Below are 17,968 nucleotides of genomic sequence, written 5' to 3' on the forward strand. Positions count from 1 at the left end.
CCGTCTCCAAAAGACGGTAACGAAAGAGGATAAACCGTGTCCCGTATTATTATGCTGATCCCTACCGGAACCAGCGTCGGCCTGACCAGCGTCAGCCTCGGCGTCATCCGTGCTATGGAACGCAAAGGCGTTCGTCTGAGCGTCTTTAAGCCTATCGCCCAGCCTCGCGCTGGCGGCGATGCGCCTGACCAGACCACCACTATCGTTCGCGCGAACTCTACCCTGCCGGCGGCTGAACCGCTGAAGATGAGCCACGTTGAATCTCTGCTCTCCAGCAACCAGAAAGACGTGCTGATGGAAGAGATCATCGCGAACTACCATGCGAATACCAAAGACGCGGAAGTGGTGCTGGTTGAAGGTCTGGTTCCGACCCGTAAACATCAGTTCGCTCAGTCTCTGAACTATGAAATCGCGAAAACGCTGAATGCGGAAATCGTTTTTGTCATGTCTCAGGGGACCGACACGCCAGAACAGCTGAACGAGCGTATCGAATTGACGCGCAGCAGCTTCGGCGGCGCGAAAAATACCAACATCACCGGCGTTATCATCAACAAACTGAATGCGCCGGTTGATGAACAAGGCCGTACTCGCCCGGATCTGTCGGAGATCTTTGACGACTCTTCCAAAGCACAGGTGATCAAAATCGATCCTGCTAAACTGCAGGAATCCAGCCCGCTGCCGGTTCTGGGCGCGGTGCCGTGGAGTTTCGACCTGATTGCGACCCGCGCTATCGATATGGCGCGTCACCTGAACGCCACCATCATTAACGAAGGCGATATCAAAACCCGCCGCGTTAAATCCGTCACGTTCTGCGCGCGTAGTATTCCGCATATGCTGGAACATTTCCGCGCAGGATCGTTGTTAGTGACCTCCGCTGACCGTCCGGACGTACTGGTCGCAGCTTGCCTGGCCGCGATGAACGGCGTAGAAATCGGCGCCCTGCTGCTGACCGGCGGCTATGAAATGGACGCGCGCATTTCTAAACTGTGCGAACGCGCATTCGCCACCGGTCTGCCGGTCTTTATGGTGAACACCAACACCTGGCAGACTTCACTGAGCCTGCAAAGCTTCAATCTGGAAGTCCCGGTTGATGACCATGAGCGCATTGAGAAAGTTCAGGAATACGTCGCGAACTACGTTAACGCTGACTGGATCGAGTCGCTGACCGCCACTTCCGAGCGTAGCCGTCGTCTCTCTCCGCCGGCGTTCCGCTACCAACTGACTGAGCTGGCGCGTAAAGCCGGTAAACGCGTAGTGCTGCCGGAAGGCGACGAACCGCGTACCGTCAAAGCGGCGGCAATCTGCGCTGAACGCGGCATCGCCACTTGCGTACTGCTGGGCAACCCGGATGAAATCAACCGTGTCGCGGCATCTCAGGGCGTTGAGCTGGGCGCAGGTATTGAAATCGTCGATCCGGAAGTGGTGCGTGAAAGCTATGTCGCTCGCCTGGTTGAGCTGCGTAAGAGCAAAGGCATGACCGAACCGGTTGCCCGCGAACAGCTGGAAGACAACGTGGTGCTCGGCACGCTGATGCTGGAGCAAGACGAAGTCGACGGCCTGGTTTCCGGCGCGGTTCATACCACCGCCAACACCATCCGTCCGCCGCTGCAGCTTATTAAAACGGCGCCGGGTAGCTCCCTGGTCTCTTCTGTGTTCTTTATGCTACTGCCGGAACAGGTTTACGTTTACGGCGACTGCGCAATCAACCCAGACCCGACTGCAGAGCAGCTGGCAGAAATCGCGATTCAGTCTGCGGATTCCGCCATTGCCTTCGGCATCGAACCGCGTGTGGCAATGCTCTCCTACTCCACCGGCACCTCTGGCGCAGGCAGCGACGTAGAGAAAGTACGTGAAGCGACGCGTCTGGCGCAGGAAAAACGTCCTGACCTGATGATCGACGGTCCGTTGCAGTACGACGCCGCGGTCATGGCTGACGTCGCGAAATCCAAAGCGCCGAACTCGCCGGTTGCGGGTCGCGCTACCGTGTTCATTTTCCCGGATCTGAACACCGGTAACACCACCTACAAAGCGGTGCAACGTTCTGCCGACCTGATCTCCATCGGGCCGATGCTGCAGGGTATGCGCAAGCCGGTGAACGACCTGTCCCGTGGCGCGCTGGTTGACGATATCGTCTACACCATCGCCCTGACGGCGATCCAGGCTTCTCAACAGCAGCAGTAACAGTAAAAGCCAATGCCGGATGGCGGCGTGAACGCCTTGTCCGGCCTACAGGGGAAATACCGTTGTAGGCCGGATAAGACGCGTTAGCATCGCCATCCGGCATTCTGCTATTTACCCTGCAAAGCGGAATTTTTTGCTTAACTGCGCTGCATCAATGAATAACTATTCCCTTCTTCTCATACTTAGCCTCTTTGCTTTGCAACAGGGATAGTCTGTCATGTCTGTCGTTACAGAATCAAAAACAGCCAGAAAATGGGCAATGCCCGATACGCTGGTCATCATCTTTTTTGTCGCCATTTTAACCAGTATCGCCACCTGGGTCGTCCCCGTTGGGATGTTTGATAGCCAGGAAGTGCAGTATCAGGTCGATGGCCAGACAAAAACCCGCAAAGTCGTCGACCCGCACTCTTTTCGCATTGTGACCAATGAGGCCGGGGAAGCGCAGTATCATCGCGTACAATTTTTCACTACCGGCGATGAAAGACCAGGGCTGATGAATTTTCCGTTTGAAGGGTTAACATCCGGATCGAAATTCGGCACTGCCGTCGGCATTATTATGTTTATGTTGGTGATTGGCGGCGCATTCGGCATCGTGATGCGTACCGGCACCGTGGATAACGGCATTCTGGCGCTTATTCGCCACACGCGGGGCAACGAAGTCCTGTTTATTCCGGTGCTATTTGTCCTCTTTTCGTTAGGGGGCGCCGTATTTGGCATGGGCGAAGAGGCGGTCGCCTTTGCAATTATCATAGCCCCGCTGATGGTCAGGCTGGGCTATGACAGCATTACCACCGTCCTGGTGACCTATATCGCCACCCAAATTGGCTTTGCCAGTTCGTGGATGAACCCTTTCTGCGTAGTCGTCGCCCAGGGGATTGCCGGCGTGCCGGTACTTTCCGGCTCCGGGCTGCGTATTGTGGTCTGGATTGTCGCCACGCTGATTGGGCTGGTTTTTACGCTGGTCTACGCCTCACGCGTGAAAAAGAACCCGCTGCTTTCCCGCGTCCACGAATCCGATCGCTATTTCCGCGAACAGCAGGATGAAGTCGTCCAGCGCCCTTTCACCTTCGGTGACTGGCTGGTACTGCTGGTCCTGACCGGCGTAATGATTTGGGTCGTCTGGGGTGTGATTGTCCACGCCTGGTTTATTCCGGAGATCGCCAGCCAGTTTTTCACCATGGGCGTGGTGATCGGCCTCATCGGCGTTATCTTCCGCCTCAACGGTATGACGGTCAACGTGATGGCGTCCTCATTCACCGAAGGGGCGAGGATGATGATCGCGCCCGCCTTGCTGGTGGGTTTTGCCAAAGGCATTCTGCTGCTGGTCGGCAACGGCGAAGCCGGGGAACCCAGCGTGCTCAATACGCTGCTTAACAGTATCGCGCATGGCATCAGCGGGCTTAATAATGCTATCGCCGCCTGGTTTATGCTGCTCTTCCAGGCGGTATTTAATTTCTTTGTCACGTCCGGTTCGGGTCAGGCGGCATTAACCATGCCATTACTGGCGCCGCTCGGCGATCTGGTCGGTGTTAACCGTCAGGTGACTGTTCTGGCCTTCCAGTTTGGCGATGGCTTCAGCCATATTATCTATCCGACATCAGCTTCGCTGATGGCCACGCTGGGCGTGTGCCGGGTCGATTTTCGCAACTGGCTGAAAGTGGGAGCGTCGCTGCTGGGACTACTGTTTATTATGTCCAGCGTGGTCGTCATTGGCGCGCAGATGATGGGATATCATTGATCCAAAATGCCGGATGAGCATCAGCGCCATCCGGCAATATCTCCATGATTAAAGCAGTGATTTCGCGGCTTCTACAATCGCTGCGGCGGTGAGTCCGTACTCTTGTTGTAAGAAATCCTGCGTTCCTACCTGCCCATAACGCTCTTTGACGCCAACACGGCGCATCGGCACCGGGCAGTTTTCCACCAGCACTTCCGCCACCGCTGATCCCAGTCCATTATGGATGCTGTGGTTTTCACACGTGACGATACGCCGCGTTTTTTCCGCGTAGTTTTTCACCAACATGCGATCGATAGGCTTTAAGGTGAACATATCAATGACTGCGGCGCTCACGCCTTCCTGCTCCAGTTGGCGCGCCGCCTCCAGCGCCTCCGCCACCATAATGCCGTTGGCGATAAGCGTAATATCATCGCCCTCGCGCAGTACGTTGCCCTTGCCAATGGTAAAGGTAGAGCCTGGCGCATAGATACTCCGCGCCTGCTTACGGATGGTACGTAGCCAGTAAAAACCGTCCAGGTCCATTAGCTGGCGTAAAATATCCGCGAACATCACCGCATCCGTCACCTCCAGTACTACGGAGTGCGCCAGCCCGCGAACAATCCCCATATCTTCAAAAGACATATGGGTGCCGCCGTTATGGCACGCTGTCACTCCGGCATCGGAGGCGATCACTTTGACGTTGTTACGCTGATAATCCAGCGCCATAAAAAGCTGATCAAAACAGCGGCGGCTGGCAAAAGCGGTAAAAGTATGCACAAACGGTTTACGACCGGTCAGCGCCAGCCCCGCCGCAGTGCCAATCACATTCGCCTCCATAATACCGCAGTTAATGACATGCTGCGGGTAGTCACGCGCCACGCTGTCCATCGCCATTGAGCTCATTAAATCAGCCTCAAGCGCAATAATTGGGCTTCCGGCCTCAATCTGCCCGGCGACAAAACCGGCGTAAACTTTGCGCATTTCGATATCGTCTTTAAGCCCTGCGGGCGCAAGCTTAATCATGCATGACCTCCAGTTGATGAATGGCCTCATTGAGCGTCTGCTTCATGCCATCCGTCAGGCGTAAGTGGTGAGAATTCGTTAACTGCTCCAGGCATGGCACCCCCTGCCCTTTAATGCTGTCAAGGATCACAACCCGTGGCTGGGCATCGGCGGGTGGCACAGGCTGAACCACCGCCAGTAGTCCGGCGATATCATCGCCTTTGACTGTGACGACATCGAAACCAAACGCGCGGAATTTCCCTTCCAGATCGAATGGATTGATAATCTCCTCCAGCTCGCCGTCAAGCTGCTGTTTGTTCCAGTCAATGAAAACGGTCAGATTATTCAGGCGGTGGTGGGCAATAAACTGAAACGCCTCCCAGCACTGCCCTTCATTGAGCTCGCCATCGCCGACAATGCAAAATACCCGGTTGGATCGCCGCGCCAGTTTATGCGACAGCGCCATACCGCCCGCAATAGAGATGCCCTGTCCCAGTGAGCCGGTCGTGGCGTCCACGCCGCGCGTTTTTAGCCGATCCGGATGGCTGGGAAGACGGGTGCCGTTCTGGTTAAGCGTATTCAGCTCTTCGCGCGGGAAATAGCCTTTAATCGCCAGGGTACTGTACAACGCGGGGCCCGCATGGCCTTTCGACAGTACGAAGTAATCGCGCTCCGGCCAGTCCGGGTCGGCAGGGTCGATTTTCATCACCGCGCCGTACAGAACCGCCAGAGTTTCCACTACCGACATGCTGCCGCCATAGTGACCAAAGCCAAGATGGTTTAAGGATTTGAGCGTGGCGACGCGAATGTCGCGCGCCAGTTGGGTGATTTCGGTTACGTTCATTCTTTCGCTCCGCTATTTTCCTGCACTTCGGCAGTCGCTTTTTTGTTTTTGGCCAACACGTTGTACGCCACCAGTAGCGCGAATAGCGCCACCACCAGCCCCGTGATAGCCATCGGCGACAGATAACGCGCCAGGTTACCCAGCAAAATACCGATTACGCCAAAGTCAGCATCCGAGAACGTGGTATTGGCGAAGCCGATCGCGCCGAGAACCGGCAGTAACAGCACTGGCAGGAAAGTGATTAATAGACCATTAGCAAATGCGCCGATCATCGCCCCGCGGCGACCGCCGGTGGCATTGCCAAAGACGCCTGCGGTCGCGCCGGTAAAGAAGTGCGGCACAACGCCTGGCAGGATCAACACAAGCTTCATCTGTCCAAGCAGGAACAACCCCACCAGCCCACCGAGAAAACTGAACAGGAAGCCAATCAGTACCGCGTTAGGGGCATAGGGATACACCACCGGGCAGTCCAGCGCCGGACGCGCGTTTGGCACCAGTTTTTCTGAAAATCCGGTAAAGGCCGGAACAATTTCCGCCAGAATCAGACGGACGCCTTGCAGAATGATGAATACGCCGGCGGCGAAGGTGATTGCCATGATGATGGCGTACACCAGATAGTTTTGCCCGCCGCTAAACGTCGCTTCGACATACTCACGCCCTGCGCTGACTGCCATGATCAGATAGATAATCATCATGGTCAGCGAAATCGAGATAGAACTGTCGCGTAAAAAACTGAGGTTTTTCGGCAGGTTCATCTCTTCCGTGGAGCGGGAACCTTTACCACACAGGCTGCCAATCCAGCCGGAAAGCACATATCCCAGGGTACCGAAGTGACCAAACGCAATGTCATCGGTACCGGTAATCCGCCTCATATAACGTTGGGCCAACGCCGGGAAGAAGGCCATCACCAGCCCCAGGATCAGCGATCCGGTGAAGACCAGCCCTACACCCTCAAACCCCGCCACGGTCAGGATTACGCCAATCATACAGGCCATGTAAAAGGTGTGATGCCCGGTCAAAAAGATATATTTAAGACGCGTAAAGCGCGCCACGACAATATTGGCCACCATACCAAATGCCATAATTAACGCCGTGGACGCGCCATATTTTTCCAGCGCGATTGAAACTATCGCTTCATTATTAGGAATAATGCCCTGAATATTAAAAGCGTGTTCAAACATACCCCCTAGCGGGTTTAATGAACCCACCAGTACGGTTGCGCCACCGCCAAGCACAATAAAACCTAAAATAGTTTTAATCGTGCCTTTTACCACATCGGAAAACGCTTTTTTCTGCGCCACCAGACCAATCAGCGCAATTAACCCTACAAGCACCGATGGCACTTTTAAAATATCAACAACAAAATTCAGCGTTTCAAGGATAAACATATCCACCTCGCCAGCAATAATTATTGTTTAGCGAACCATGCGCGCAGCTGCGTTTCCAGTTCGTTGATGTCGATGATGTTATTGATCACCACCAGTTGGCTTTCCGGTACGCTAGCGCTGGCCGCAATATCTTTGGCCATTACAAAAAGATCGGCGGCCCCGGGCGTGGCCGATGAGAGATCGGAGTGTTCCACTTCAGCGTCAATATTGAGTTTCTTTAATACTTTTTTAATGTTCATTTCTACCATAAAACTACTACCCAGGCCGGAACCGCAAATTGCCATGATTTTCATTATTGTCACCTTTTAAAAGTAGAGTTGGTCTGCATCACGCACGGGCGTAATGTTATTTACCGCAAGAAAATGGAATAAAATCAGAAACGGTCAATAATCGTTTTAATGTCCTCCAGGTTTTTTGCCTGATGTAATTTTTCCATATCTACATCACTGGAAAATAATTCCGCCAGCGCCGATATCATTTCGATATGACTGTGCTTATCAGGCGCCGCCAGCATAATAATGATGTCAACCGGATCGAATTCGTCTGCGCCAAATGAAACGCCGCGCTGTAGTTTCAGTAACGATAAACCTAACCCTTTCGCCCCCTCTTCCGGCCTCGCATGCGGCATCGCTAACCCTGGCGCTAATACATAATACGGCCCAAGCTTTTGGTGCTGCTGAACAATCGCCGTAATGTATTCCGGTGCGATAACACCTGCGTCCAGCAGGGGTTTGCCGCAAATTTCCAGCGCCTGCGGCCACGTTTCCACGCTCTCCTGTAGCGTGATGGTTGCGTCAGATAACCAGGTTCCCAGCATGTTATTCGCCCCCACGGTGTATGAAATTATGAACAAACTTTATTCAAGCCATTCGATATTAGCTGCGATCGTTATCACAAAGATAGCGCTACCAGCGACTATTACTCAGAATTGTGATAGCGCTATCAAATTAAAATCATGGTGTGAAATCACAGCAAAAAAGCGGATTTAAGGCGTATACTGCCAATTATGCGAAGCAAAGAACGACAATAAAAAAGCATCTCAACATGTTGTAATGACGCAGGAATTTGTATGTCGATACCCCGTAAACGGCGCAGTACCGGTAAAGTGACTATCGCCGATGTAGCCCAACTTGCCGGTGTAGGCACGATGACCGTATCACGAGCCTTACGCACGCCGGAACAGGTCTCTGATAAACTCCGGGAAAAAATCGAAGCGGCAGTGCATGAGCTGGGCTATATGCCTAATCTCGCCGCCAGCGCGCTGGCGTCTGCCTCCTCGCACACCATCGCGATGGTCGTACCGAACCTTGCGGAAGCGGGGTGTTCTGAAATGTTCGCCGGGCTGCAACAAATTTTACAGCCCGCTGGCTACCAGATTATGCTGGCGGAATCGCAGCATCGCGTGGAACAAGAGAAGAAGCTGCTCGAAACGCTGCTGGCCTCCAACATTGCCGCGGCGATTCTGCTTAGCGTCGAACATAGCACTACCGTGCGCCAGTGGCTGAAAAATGCCTCTATCCCGGTGATGGAAATGGGCGCGATTCGCAGCGATCCTATTGATATGAATATCGGTATTGATAACGTTGCGGCAATGTATGAGCTGACGGAAATGCTGATTCAGCGCGGTTATCAGAATATCGGGCTACTATGCGCCAATCAGGAGCAGTGGATTTTTCAGCAACATCTGCACGGCTGGTACAAAGCGATGCTTCGCCACCATATGTCGCCAAACCGGGTGATTAATGCCGCCTTGCCGCCCAATTTTTCTACCGGCGCGTCGCAACTGCCGGAGTTTTTACTGGCGTGGCCGGAGCTGGACGCGCTGGTATGCGTATCGGATGAGCTGGCCTGCGGCGCGTTATACGAGTGCCAACGACGGCGGATCAAAGTTCCGGACGATTTAGCGGTGGTCGGGTTTGGCGATAGCGATGTCAGCCGGGTCTGCCAGCCGCCGTTAACCACCATGGCCGTACCGCACCGTAAGATTGGCAGTGAAGCCGGACGGGCGCTGTTGGAAAGGTTAAATCAGGGAAACTGGAGCGATCGAAAATCCATCGCCTCCAGTTTATGTATGCGGGAAAGCTGCTAAAACGCTTATTCCGTCTCTTCCGGTTTCTCCTGGAGCGCGGCTTCGTTTTTGGCGTTGCGGGTCATCCACAGCGCCAGCGCTTTGAGCGAGTCCGGCGTAAACTCATCACAGCGCGCGGTGATCTCCTCCGGAGTCAGCCAACACACTTCGCTGACTTCATCTTCCTGAAGCGCGAAAGGCCCGTGGGAAACGCAGCTAAACAGAGCGCCCCAAACCCGGCAATGTGGGTCTTCAAAGTAAAACAGACCGTGTTCGGCAAACGGCACGCCTGCAATACCCAACTCTTCTTCCGCTTCGCGGCGGGCAGATTCCAGTAGCTGCTCATCAGCCTGGACCACGCCGCCTGCGGTAGCATCTAACATACCGGGCAAAAAATCTTTTGTTTCGGTACGACGCTGCACCAGAATTTTACCCATACCATCATGAACGACGATATACGTCGCACGATGCCGTAAGCGTTGCGCACGCATCTGTTCCCGGCTGGACTGTGCAATGACTTCATTGTCTTCATTCACAATATCCACCCATTCCGTACTTGCCAAACGACGCTGTTCCACCATCAGGAAACCTTCTTATTTCTGGCGCTCTTACGGCGCATTTACGTTTGTGAGGTAAATTACGAGTTAATTGCAACCTGCGCAATGATACTTTGATCATTGAGTGCGATTACGCTCAACACATTATCATCCAGAATACCGTAGCTTGCCGCATACCCGCCTTTCGGGATGCTCACTGACCCAGGATTAAAGTGATACAGTCCTTCCTGCTGTTGCGCCACCGGCAGATGCGTATGACCATAGACCAACACATCGCCAGTATGCAGAGCGGGCAGATTCGTCGGCCCGAAGAGGTGCCCATGCGTTAAAAATAGCCGCCTCTCTTGCGTCAATATTTGCTGCCACGGCGCTGTTATCGGGAAATGCAGCAGCATCTGATCCACTTCGCTATCGCAGTTGCCGCGCACGGCAATGATTTGCGTCGCCACCGCGTTCAGGCGTTCGGCGACCTGGGCGGGCGCATAGCCTTCAGGCAGCGCATTGCGCGGCCCGTGGTTAAGGACATCGCCTAATATCACCAGCCAACGCGCGCCGCTTTGCGCGAACCGCTCAAGCACGCGTTCCGTGGCAGGTAAAGAACCATGAATGTCCGATGCGAACATCAGTTTCATCGCTCACTCCTTGTTGTGAAAAACGGCGTTATGATACTGGAATATGAATAGATTTTCAGCCTGAACGCTTCGAGGAAAGCGCAATAAAACGCTGTACGGAAGCACGCTGCCACTGGAATGTCGCATACGCCGCCAGCGACGCCGGCACGTCATCGCCATGCAGCGCCAGACGATTGATCATCAATGCCAGATCGGTATCGGCAATGCACCATTCACCAAATAAATTTTGCGTTCCCTGCCCCAATAGCGCTTCAGCCGTCGCAAACAGTTTTGCCGCGCTGGCTTTTCCAGCCTCGCTTAGCGGCGCTTTTTTCGCCCCGGCAAACACCACGTCGGTAGGCCGTTCTTCGCGAAGCGGCAGTAAATCGCTGCGTAGCCACGCCTGAATCTGTCGCGCGCGGGCGCGTTTTTGTAAATCGTGCGGGTAGATACGCTCCCACTGCGGCGGCGCGAAACGCTCCTCCAGGTATTCCGCAATAGCGGACGACTCGCTCAGCTCAAAATTGTCGGCCTCAAGCACCGGTACGCGCTGCGTCAGCGCATATCCCCGCCAGCCAGGTTGCAGATGTTCTCCCTGGTCCAGATCGCGAGTTTTCAGAGTAAAGGAAAGCCCTTTTTCTTGTAATGCCACCCAGGCGGACAAGACGTAGGGAGAGAAAAAGTTCGCATCCGACCACAGCACAATAACAGGCTTACTCATAATGTCCTCTTGAGGGCGTATTAGGTTTCTTCCCAAAATATAGCGTCTTTCGCCTGCTGTCACCTGATGAAAACTCACACACATCAGGAGGCTTTCTATACTTAATTCAGCCCAGACTCTTTACGCACATGCAGGAGCCAAAATGATTGACCTTTACTACGCCCCCACGCCCAACGGGCATAAAATAACGCTGTTTCTGGAAGAGGCGGAGCTGGCGTATCGTTTGCTAAAAGTAGATATCAGCAAGGGCAATCAGTTTCGCCCTGATTTTTTGGCTATCTCTCCCAATAATAAAATTCCTGCCATCGTCGATCACGCCCCGGCAGACGGCGGTCAACCGCTTAGTCTTTTTGAATCCGGCGAAATTCTTCTCTACCTGGCGGAAAAAAGCGGCAAACTGCTTAGCGGGGAGCTGCGTGAACGCCATACCACGCTGCAATGGCTGTTCTGGCAGGTCGGCGGGTTAGGGCCGATGCTGGGCCAGAATCACCACTTTAACCACTTTGCGCCGCAGGCCATCCCCTATGCGATTGAACGCTATCAGGTTGAAACGCAACGCTTATACAACGTCCTGAATAAACGCCTGGAAACCTCCCCGTGGCTGGGCGGCGACCACTACAGTATTGCGGATATCGCCAGTTGGCCGTGGGTTAACGCACATCAGCGTCAGCGAATCGATCTTGATACCTACCCGGCGGTGTATAACTGGTTTGAACGCATTCGCACGCGTCCTGCGACAGCGCGCGCACTGTTACAAGCGCAACTGCACTGTAACAGTACGAAAGCGTAACGCGGTAGCATACATCATGTATGATGTAGAGGTGTATACACGGAAAAAACCTGCGTCCGGCACCCTTATTCGTATTAAAAACCTGACATTAGGGAAGAGGAAATCCTCCCTACTCTGGAGGTCATATGCAGATTCTGATTACCGGCGGTACGGGCCTGATAGGGCGTCATCTCATTCCCCGGCTGTTAACACTAGGGCACCAGGTGACGGTCGTTACGCGCAATCCCGATAACGCGCGTCAGATTCTCGATTCCAGAGTGACATTATGGAAAGGGCTGGCGGAACGTGAGCACCTCAATGAGATTGATGCCATCATCAATCTGGCGGGCGAACCGATTGCCGACAAGCGCTGGACGTCGCAACAAAAAGAACGGTTGTGCCAAAGCCGCTGGGCTATCACGCAAAAGTTGGTGGATTTAATTCATGCCAGCGCAACGCCGCCCTCGGTGTTGATATCCGGCTCCGCCACGGGCTATTACGGCGATCTGGGCGACGTTGTCGTCACTGAAGATGAGCCGCCGCACAACGAATTTACGCATAAACTTTGCGCCCGCTGGGAACAGATTGCCTGTCGTGCGCAGAGCGACCAGACCCGCGTCTGCCTGCTGCGTACCGGCGTTGTCCTGGCGCCGCAAGGCGGGATTCTGGGGAAAATGGTTCCGCCGTTTCGCCTCGGACTCGGCGGTCCGGTGGGTAATGGTCGGCAATATCTGGCCTGGATTCACATCGACGATATGGTCAACGGCATTCTGTGGCTGCTGGATAACGATCTTCGCGGTCCCTTCAATATGGTCTCGCCGTATCCCGTCCATAATGAGCATTTTGCTCATGCGCTGGGTCGCGCGCTGCGCCGTCCAGCGATTATTCGCATTCCGGCGACGGCAATTCGCTTATTGATGGGAGAGTCGTCAGTGCTGGTGCTGGGCGGACAGCGGGCGCTGCCAAAACGGCTTGAAGCCGCCGGATTCGCATTTCGCTGGTATGATTTAGAAGAGGCGCTGGCGGATGTGATTCGCTAGTTCCCAAAGCGCCGTATCCTGCCCGGTAAGCGATGCGCCGCCGGGCTTCTTTTATTTCAGCGAGCCTTTCAGGAATTGCTGTAAACGCGGGCTTTGCGGATTGCCGAACACCTGCTCCGGATCGCCCTCTTCTTCAATTTTCCCCTGATGCAGAAAAATAACGTGCGAAGAGACATGGCGAGCGAAGCCCATTTCATGCGTGACCACCACCATCGTTTTGCCTTCTTCCGCCAGTTGTTGCATGATGCGCAACACTTCGCCGACCAGTTCAGGATCGAGCGCCGAAGTAGGTTCATCGAACAGTAAAACGTCAGGTTCCATCGCCAGCGCGCGCGCAATAGAAACGCGCTGCTGTTGGCCGCCGGAGAGATGGACGGGATATTTGCCCTGAGCGCGCTCATCAATCCCCACCTTCGCCAGATATTTCAACGCCCGCTCGCGCGCGTCGTGCTTGCTTAATCCCAGTACCTGAATCGGCGCTTCCATCACATTTTCCAGCACCGTCATGTGGCTCCAGAGGTTGAAGTGCTGAAACACCATCGTCAGGCGGGTACGCAACAAGCGTAGCTGATTTTTATCCGCCACTTTGAGCTGCCCGTCTTTATCGCGGACCAGATTAATGTTCTGACCGTTCACGATAATCGCGCCTTCGCTCGGTTTTTCGAGGAAGTTAATACAGCGCAAAAAAGTGCTTTTACCGGAGCCGGACGAGCCGATGATGCTAATCACATCTCCGGCGCGGGCCTGCAGCGATACCCCTTTCAGCACTTCATGACCGCCGTAGCGTTTGTGCAAATCGATAACGTGTAATTTATTTTCTGACATCATGTTACTCGAATTATTTAGAGGACACGTGCTGCAACCAGCGTCTTTCCGCCCGACGGAACAGGCTTATCAGGACATACGAAATGAGTAAATACAACACGGCGGCAATGCCAAACGCGGTAAACGGCTGGTAAGTCGCTGAGTTAATATCGCGGGCGATTTTCAACAAATCCGGCACCGTCGCGGTAAACGCCAGCGCCGTAGAGTGCAGCATTAAAATCACTTCGTTGCTGTAGGCAGGCAAGGCGATGCGTAATGCCGACGGCAAAATAATGCAGCGATACATTTTAAATGACGAGAAGCCATAGGCCCGTGCCGCTTCAATTTCACCGTGCGGCACCGAGCGAATCGCCCCGGCGAAAATTTCCGTGGTGTACGCGCAGGTATTCAGCGTCAGCGCCAGTACGGTACAGTTCAGTCCGCTGCGGAAAAACGCGTTAAGAAGATCGGTGCCTTTGACTATCTCCAGCGTATACATCCCCGAATAGAACACCAGTAGCTGTACGTACAGCGGCGTACCGCGAAAAATATACGTAAACAGCCAGATGGGAAAACGGATGAATTTATTACTGGAAACGCGACCTACCGCCAGAACCACCGCCAGAAGACCGCCCATCACCACCGATGAAATTAACAACCACAGCGTAATCGCCACGCCGGTAAAACGATAGCCATCCGTCCACAGCAGGGATTTCCAGTACTCCTCAATGATCTCAATCACAAATCGGCCCTCTTCACGCCCACGGAATAGCGACGCTCAAGTAAGAGCAGCACACCATTGGAAACGGTGGTAAATACCAGGTAGATAAGTCCACAGACCACGGCAAAATAGAAAGGCTCCCAGGTACTTTTACCGGCAAGCTGCGTGGCTTTGACGACATCTTCCAGGCCCAGCAGCGACACCAGCGCCGTCGCTTTGAGTATCACCTGCCAGTTATTGCCGATCCCCGGCAGGGCGTAACGCATCATCGCCGGGAACATAATCCGCCGGAAGGTTTGCCCGTGGGTAAAACCAAAAGCCGTCGCCGCCTCGATATGGCCTTTCGGCACCGCCATAAACGCGCCGCGAAAGGTTTCGGTAAAATAGGCGCCGTAGATGAAACCAAGGGTGATAATACCGGCCACCATCGGATCAATATCTATCTGGTCGATACCCAGCGAATCGGTCACCACGTTAAGCGCGATTTGCAATCCGTAAAATATCAGCAGCATTAAGACCAGATCCGGCACCCCGCGAATCAGGGTGGTGTATCCTTCAAAAATAAGCCCCGTTACCCGGTTTTGCGAAAGCTTCGCCCCCGCGCCGACAAGACCGATAAGCACGGCCAGCACCACGGAACTGAGCGCCAGTTCCAGCGTGACGATCGCGCCCTGTAAAATTACGCCTGAAAACCCGTACAACATGCAGCCTGTCCTGTTGTGTGTGGTGAAGTAAGAAGCCTCTTTTGCATTTTTGCCTCACATCACGCCGGATGGCGGCTGTGCCTTTCCCGACCTACGATGCTCCGTAGGCCTGACATGCACAGCGCCATCAGGCAATGCAGACAGTCAACATTCTTTGGGCTTTATCTGCACCGACGGTGATTAACCGCCATAAACATCAAAATCAAAGTACTTTTTCGCCAGCTTTTCGTAAGTACCGTCAGCACGCATTTCAGCAAAGGCTTTGTTCAGCGCTTCGCGCAGCTCGTTATCCTCTTTGCGCAGCCCCATACCGGTTCCTACGCCGAATAACTTCTCATCTTTCACCGCCGGGCCGCCGAATTTATAGTCTTTTCCGACGGGCTGTTTAAGGAAACCTTCGCTGGCCGCGACCTCGTCCTGGAACGCTGCATCAATACGGCCAGCCGTCAGATCGGAATAAATGTTGTCCTGCCCCTGGTAAGAGACGATCTCAATCCCTTTCGGCGCCCAGTGCTCATTGCCGAAGGTCTCCTGCGTTGTCCCCTGTAGCACGCCGACGCGCTTGCCTTTCAGCGACGCGACGGTCGGCTGAATATCAGAGTTCTTCGCCACCACCAGACGGGAATCAGCGGCGTAAAGCTTGTCGGTAAACGCGATTTCCTGCTGGCGCTTTTCAGTGATGGACAGCGAGGACATGATGGCATCAATTTTCTTCGCTTTTAAAGACGGAATCAGCGCATCCAGCGGGTTTTCCACGAACGTACACTGTGTGTTGATACGTTTGCACAGCTCTTTGGCCAGATCGATATCAAAACCGACCAATTCACCTTGTGCATTTTTGGATTCAAACGGTGCGTATGTAGGATCGGTACCGATACGAATCTTTTGTGGAATAGCGGCAAATGCTGCGGTAGCGCTGGAAAATGCCAGCACCAGAGAAAGGGATAACGCCAGTTTTTTCATAACTATCCTCAACAGACTGTCTTTCCAGGAGATCTTTACAGATCCGATGCGACTATCGTGCCATTAATCAGGCCGACAAGGCAAAGCATTCTACCTTGTCAGCCGGTTTATTTTGCATAAAAATCGATTAAGTATGCATTTATGTGCCTGTTCCGCAACGGCTTATGCACCAAAAAGGTGCAAAACATCTATTTTGCACCGTGATAGTTCCCCATCGCGGCGCGTTATCCCCTTTTCTCAATCGCCGTAGACATTAAAATCGAAGTACTTTTTGGCCATTTTGTCGTAAGTTCCGTCCTGGCGCAGTTCGGTCAGCGCTTTATCAAACGCGGCTTTTAGCTCGGTATCGTCTTTGCGCAGCCCAACCCCCGTCCCGTCGCCAAAATATTTTTTATCCTTCACGGAAGGACCGGCAAACGCATACTCTTTGCCCGCTGGCTGCTTCAGGAATCCTTCGCTGGCGGCGACTTCATCCTGCAATGCAGCATCCAGGCGACCGGCGGTTAAATCGGAATAGATAAGATCCTGGTTGGCATAAGCCACCACATCCACACCTTTAGTGCGCCAGTTATCATTGGCGTAAGCCTCTTGCGTGGACCCTTGCAGCACGCCGACATGCTTGCCTTTCAGCGATTCCAGCGTCGGCTGAATGGGAGACCCTTTTGCCGCAATCAGGCGTGAATCCGCAGCGTAAAGTTTGTCGGAAAACGCAATTTCTTGCTGGCGTTTATCGGTTATAGAGAGCGATGAAATAATGGCATCAATTTTTTTCGCTTTTAGTGAGGGAATAAGCGCATCAAAGTCGCTGGCGACCCAGGTACATTTCACCTGCATACGCTTACACATTTCATTACCGAGATCGATATCAAAGCCAATAAACTCGCCTTTGGCATCTTTTGATGAGAAAGGCGCGTAGGTGGTATCTGTTCCAATACGAACCGTTTGCGGGAGCGCGGCGTAACTGGCCGCCGTCGCACCCAAACCTATCAGCAAAGACAAAGCGAGAACGGTCTTCTTCATACATACCCCTCAAGTGGCGTCATTTTCTTATGTTTTACGTGGTGTTGTGTGTTTGCAGACTTTTTCATGCAGGTCTTATGCCATTTTCACGTCAGCAAAACGATTCGACGTTAAATTTGTTAATAAAACGTTGCAATATTGTCCTGATGTTGAAGATAGCAGGTATGACGGTTGAACCGCAGCGTTTCGGCGGCTTTTAACGAATTAAATGTTGAGGATATGATCGCGGTTACAAAATTGCCCTGAAACAGGGCAACAGGGACAATAATGCACGCTAAACAGACAACGCTATGCGCCCTGCCAGCGAACAAAAAGATCGTGCGGAAGGGGGATATCAAACTGATCCAAAACTCGGTTAACCGTTTGATTTATAATATCATCTAACGTCTGAGGAAGATGATAAAAAGCCGGAACCGGCGGCATAATCACCGCGCCTATCTCAGCGGCCTGGGTCATTAAACGCAAATGCCCGATATGCAGCGGCGTTTCGCGCACACACAGCACCAGAGGTCGCCGCTCTTTTAATATCACATCCGCCGCGCGGGTAAGCAGTCCGTCAGTATAACTGTGGACAATCCCCGACAGCGTTTTAATCGAACAGGGCAAGATAACCATTCCCGCCGTCGGGTAAGAGCCCGAGGAAATGCTGGCGGCAATGTCGCGCGCATCGTGCGTCACATCGGCCAGCGCCTGCACCTCGCGCAGCGAAAAATGGGTCTCCAGCGCCAGCGTTTGCCGGGCCGCCTGGCTCATCACCAGATGCGTTTCCACGCTATCGACATCGCGCAAAATTTGTAATAAGCGCACGCCATAAATCGCTCCGCTGGCGCCGCTAATTCCTACAATGAGTCGTTTCAT

Annotated in this window: 19 protein-coding genes; 5 read left to right on the forward strand and 14 right to left on the reverse strand. The window is 53.5% G+C overall.

Annotation, left to right across the window (positions count from 1 at the left end; translation table 11 throughout):
- Window positions 1-36 precede the first annotated feature (36 nt).
- Together pta and yfcC are read left to right on the forward strand one after the other, a co-directional pair.
- The gene (gene pta / locus NA389_RS19830) at window positions 37-2,181 is read left to right on the forward strand and encodes a phosphate acetyltransferase (protein ID WP_000086690.1); all 2,145 of its coding nucleotides are present in this window, start codon (window positions 37-39) and stop codon (window positions 2,179-2,181) included.
- Between the two features lie 217 nt (window positions 2,182-2,398).
- Window positions 2,399-3,919 (forward strand): putative basic amino acid antiporter YfcC, encoded by a 1,521-nt coding sequence (gene yfcC, locus NA389_RS19835; RefSeq protein ID WP_000117932.1) that lies wholly within the window; start codon window positions 2,399-2,401, stop codon window positions 3,917-3,919.
- A 48-nt stretch (window positions 3,920-3,967) separates the two neighbouring features.
- On the opposite strand, the gene NA389_RS19840 is transcribed toward yfcC, so the two are convergent.
- The 5 genes from NA389_RS19840 to NA389_RS19860 all read right to left on the reverse strand — a co-directional run bounded on the left by NA389_RS19840 (window position 3,968) and on the right by NA389_RS19860 (window position 7,949).
- Window positions 3,968-4,921 carry a transketolase family protein gene (locus NA389_RS19840; protein WP_000593025.1) on the reverse strand — a complete coding sequence of 318 codons (954 nt, stop codon included), beginning with the start codon at window positions 4,919-4,921 and terminating at the stop codon, window positions 3,968-3,970.
- On the reverse strand, window positions 4,914-5,744 hold the full coding sequence (locus tag NA389_RS19845) for a transketolase (protein ID WP_001103271.1): 831 nt from the start codon (window positions 5,742-5,744) through the stop codon (window positions 4,914-4,916). Before NA389_RS19845 ends, NA389_RS19840 begins: the two co-directional genes overlap by 8 nt.
- Window positions 5,741-7,132: a PTS ascorbate transporter subunit IIC gene (locus tag NA389_RS19850; protein ID WP_001522266.1), complete on the reverse strand. Its 1,392-nt coding sequence runs from the start codon at window positions 7,130-7,132 to the stop codon at window positions 5,741-5,743. Before NA389_RS19850 ends, NA389_RS19845 begins: the two co-directional genes overlap by 4 nt.
- Window positions 7,133-7,152: 20 nt before the next feature.
- Window positions 7,153-7,425, reverse strand: coding sequence for a PTS sugar transporter subunit IIB (locus tag NA389_RS19855; RefSeq protein WP_000699818.1), 273 nt, complete (start codon window positions 7,423-7,425; stop codon window positions 7,153-7,155).
- A gap of 80 nt (window positions 7,426-7,505) precedes the next feature.
- Complete coding sequence (locus NA389_RS19860) at window positions 7,506-7,949, reverse strand: PTS sugar transporter subunit IIA (protein WP_000901810.1); 444 nt, start codon at window positions 7,947-7,949, stop codon at window positions 7,506-7,508.
- A 252-nt stretch (window positions 7,950-8,201) separates the two neighbouring features.
- On the opposite strand from NA389_RS19860, the gene NA389_RS19865 reads away from it, so the two are divergent.
- On the forward strand, window positions 8,202-9,221 hold the full coding sequence (locus tag NA389_RS19865; protein WP_000026956.1) for a LacI family DNA-binding transcriptional regulator: 1,020 nt from the start codon (window positions 8,202-8,204) through the stop codon (window positions 9,219-9,221).
- Between the two features lie 5 nt (window positions 9,222-9,226).
- Here the strand turns inward: NA389_RS19865 and yfcD are convergent, their stop codons facing one another.
- Genes yfcD through yfcF form a run of 3 tightly spaced genes read right to left on the reverse strand, consistent with a single transcriptional unit; the run spans window position 9,227 to window position 11,089 of the window.
- Window positions 9,227-9,781 carry an NUDIX hydrolase YfcD gene (gene yfcD, locus NA389_RS19870; protein WP_000230214.1) on the reverse strand — a complete coding sequence of 185 codons (555 nt, stop codon included), beginning with the start codon at window positions 9,779-9,781 and terminating at the stop codon, window positions 9,227-9,229.
- 56 nt (window positions 9,782-9,837) lie between these two features.
- The gene (yfcE, locus tag NA389_RS19875; protein WP_000772458.1) at window positions 9,838-10,389 is read right to left on the reverse strand and encodes a phosphodiesterase; all 552 of its coding nucleotides are present in this window, start codon (window positions 10,387-10,389) and stop codon (window positions 9,838-9,840) included.
- 55 nt (window positions 10,390-10,444) lie between these two features.
- Window positions 10,445-11,089: a glutathione transferase gene (gene yfcF, locus NA389_RS19880; RefSeq protein WP_000043010.1), complete on the reverse strand. Its 645-nt coding sequence runs from the start codon at window positions 11,087-11,089 to the stop codon at window positions 10,445-10,447.
- A 142-nt stretch (window positions 11,090-11,231) separates the two neighbouring features.
- Here yfcF and yfcG point away from each other — a divergent pair, with 142 nt between their 5' ends.
- Both yfcG and NA389_RS19890 read left to right on the forward strand, forming a co-directional pair.
- Window positions 11,232-11,879: a GSH-dependent disulfide bond oxidoreductase gene (gene yfcG / locus NA389_RS19885; protein WP_000566563.1), complete on the forward strand. Its 648-nt coding sequence runs from the start codon at window positions 11,232-11,234 to the stop codon at window positions 11,877-11,879.
- 125 nt (window positions 11,880-12,004) lie between these two features.
- Complete coding sequence (locus tag NA389_RS19890; RefSeq protein ID WP_001166274.1) at window positions 12,005-12,898, forward strand: TIGR01777 family oxidoreductase; 894 nt, start codon at window positions 12,005-12,007, stop codon at window positions 12,896-12,898.
- A gap of 51 nt (window positions 12,899-12,949) precedes the next feature.
- On the opposite strand, the gene hisP is transcribed toward NA389_RS19890, so the two are convergent.
- From hisP to NA389_RS19920, 6 genes are all read right to left on the reverse strand, one after another.
- Window positions 12,950-13,723, reverse strand: coding sequence for a histidine ABC transporter ATP-binding protein HisP (gene hisP / locus NA389_RS19895; RefSeq protein WP_001293591.1), 774 nt, complete (start codon window positions 13,721-13,723; stop codon window positions 12,950-12,952).
- A 13-nt stretch (window positions 13,724-13,736) separates the two neighbouring features.
- Window positions 13,737-14,444: a histidine ABC transporter permease HisM gene (gene hisM / locus NA389_RS19900; RefSeq protein WP_000569757.1), complete on the reverse strand. Its 708-nt coding sequence runs from the start codon at window positions 14,442-14,444 to the stop codon at window positions 13,737-13,739.
- Complete coding sequence (locus tag NA389_RS19905; protein ID WP_000965498.1) at window positions 14,441-15,127, reverse strand: histidine ABC transporter permease HisQ; 687 nt, start codon at window positions 15,125-15,127, stop codon at window positions 14,441-14,443. The genes hisM and NA389_RS19905 overlap by 4 nt, the downstream gene beginning before the upstream one ends.
- 180 nt (window positions 15,128-15,307) lie before the next feature.
- Window positions 15,308-16,090: a histidine ABC transporter substrate-binding protein HisJ gene (hisJ, locus tag NA389_RS19910; RefSeq protein ID WP_000731868.1), complete on the reverse strand. Its 783-nt coding sequence runs from the start codon at window positions 16,088-16,090 to the stop codon at window positions 15,308-15,310.
- A 237-nt stretch (window positions 16,091-16,327) separates the two neighbouring features.
- A complete protein-coding gene (gene argT / locus NA389_RS19915; protein ID WP_000754423.1) occupies window positions 16,328-17,110 on the reverse strand; it encodes a lysine/arginine/ornithine ABC transporter substrate-binding protein ArgT in 783 nt (260 codons plus the stop codon).
- A gap of 288 nt (window positions 17,111-17,398) precedes the next feature.
- The gene (locus NA389_RS19920) at window positions 17,399-17,968 is read right to left on the reverse strand and encodes a UbiX family flavin prenyltransferase (RefSeq protein ID WP_000825680.1); all 570 of its coding nucleotides are present in this window, start codon (window positions 17,966-17,968) and stop codon (window positions 17,399-17,401) included.

This window comes from Salmonella sp. NW645, assembly GCF_051703725.1.
GTDB classification, from domain to species: Bacteria; Pseudomonadota; Gammaproteobacteria; order Enterobacterales; family Enterobacteriaceae; genus Salmonella; species Salmonella enterica.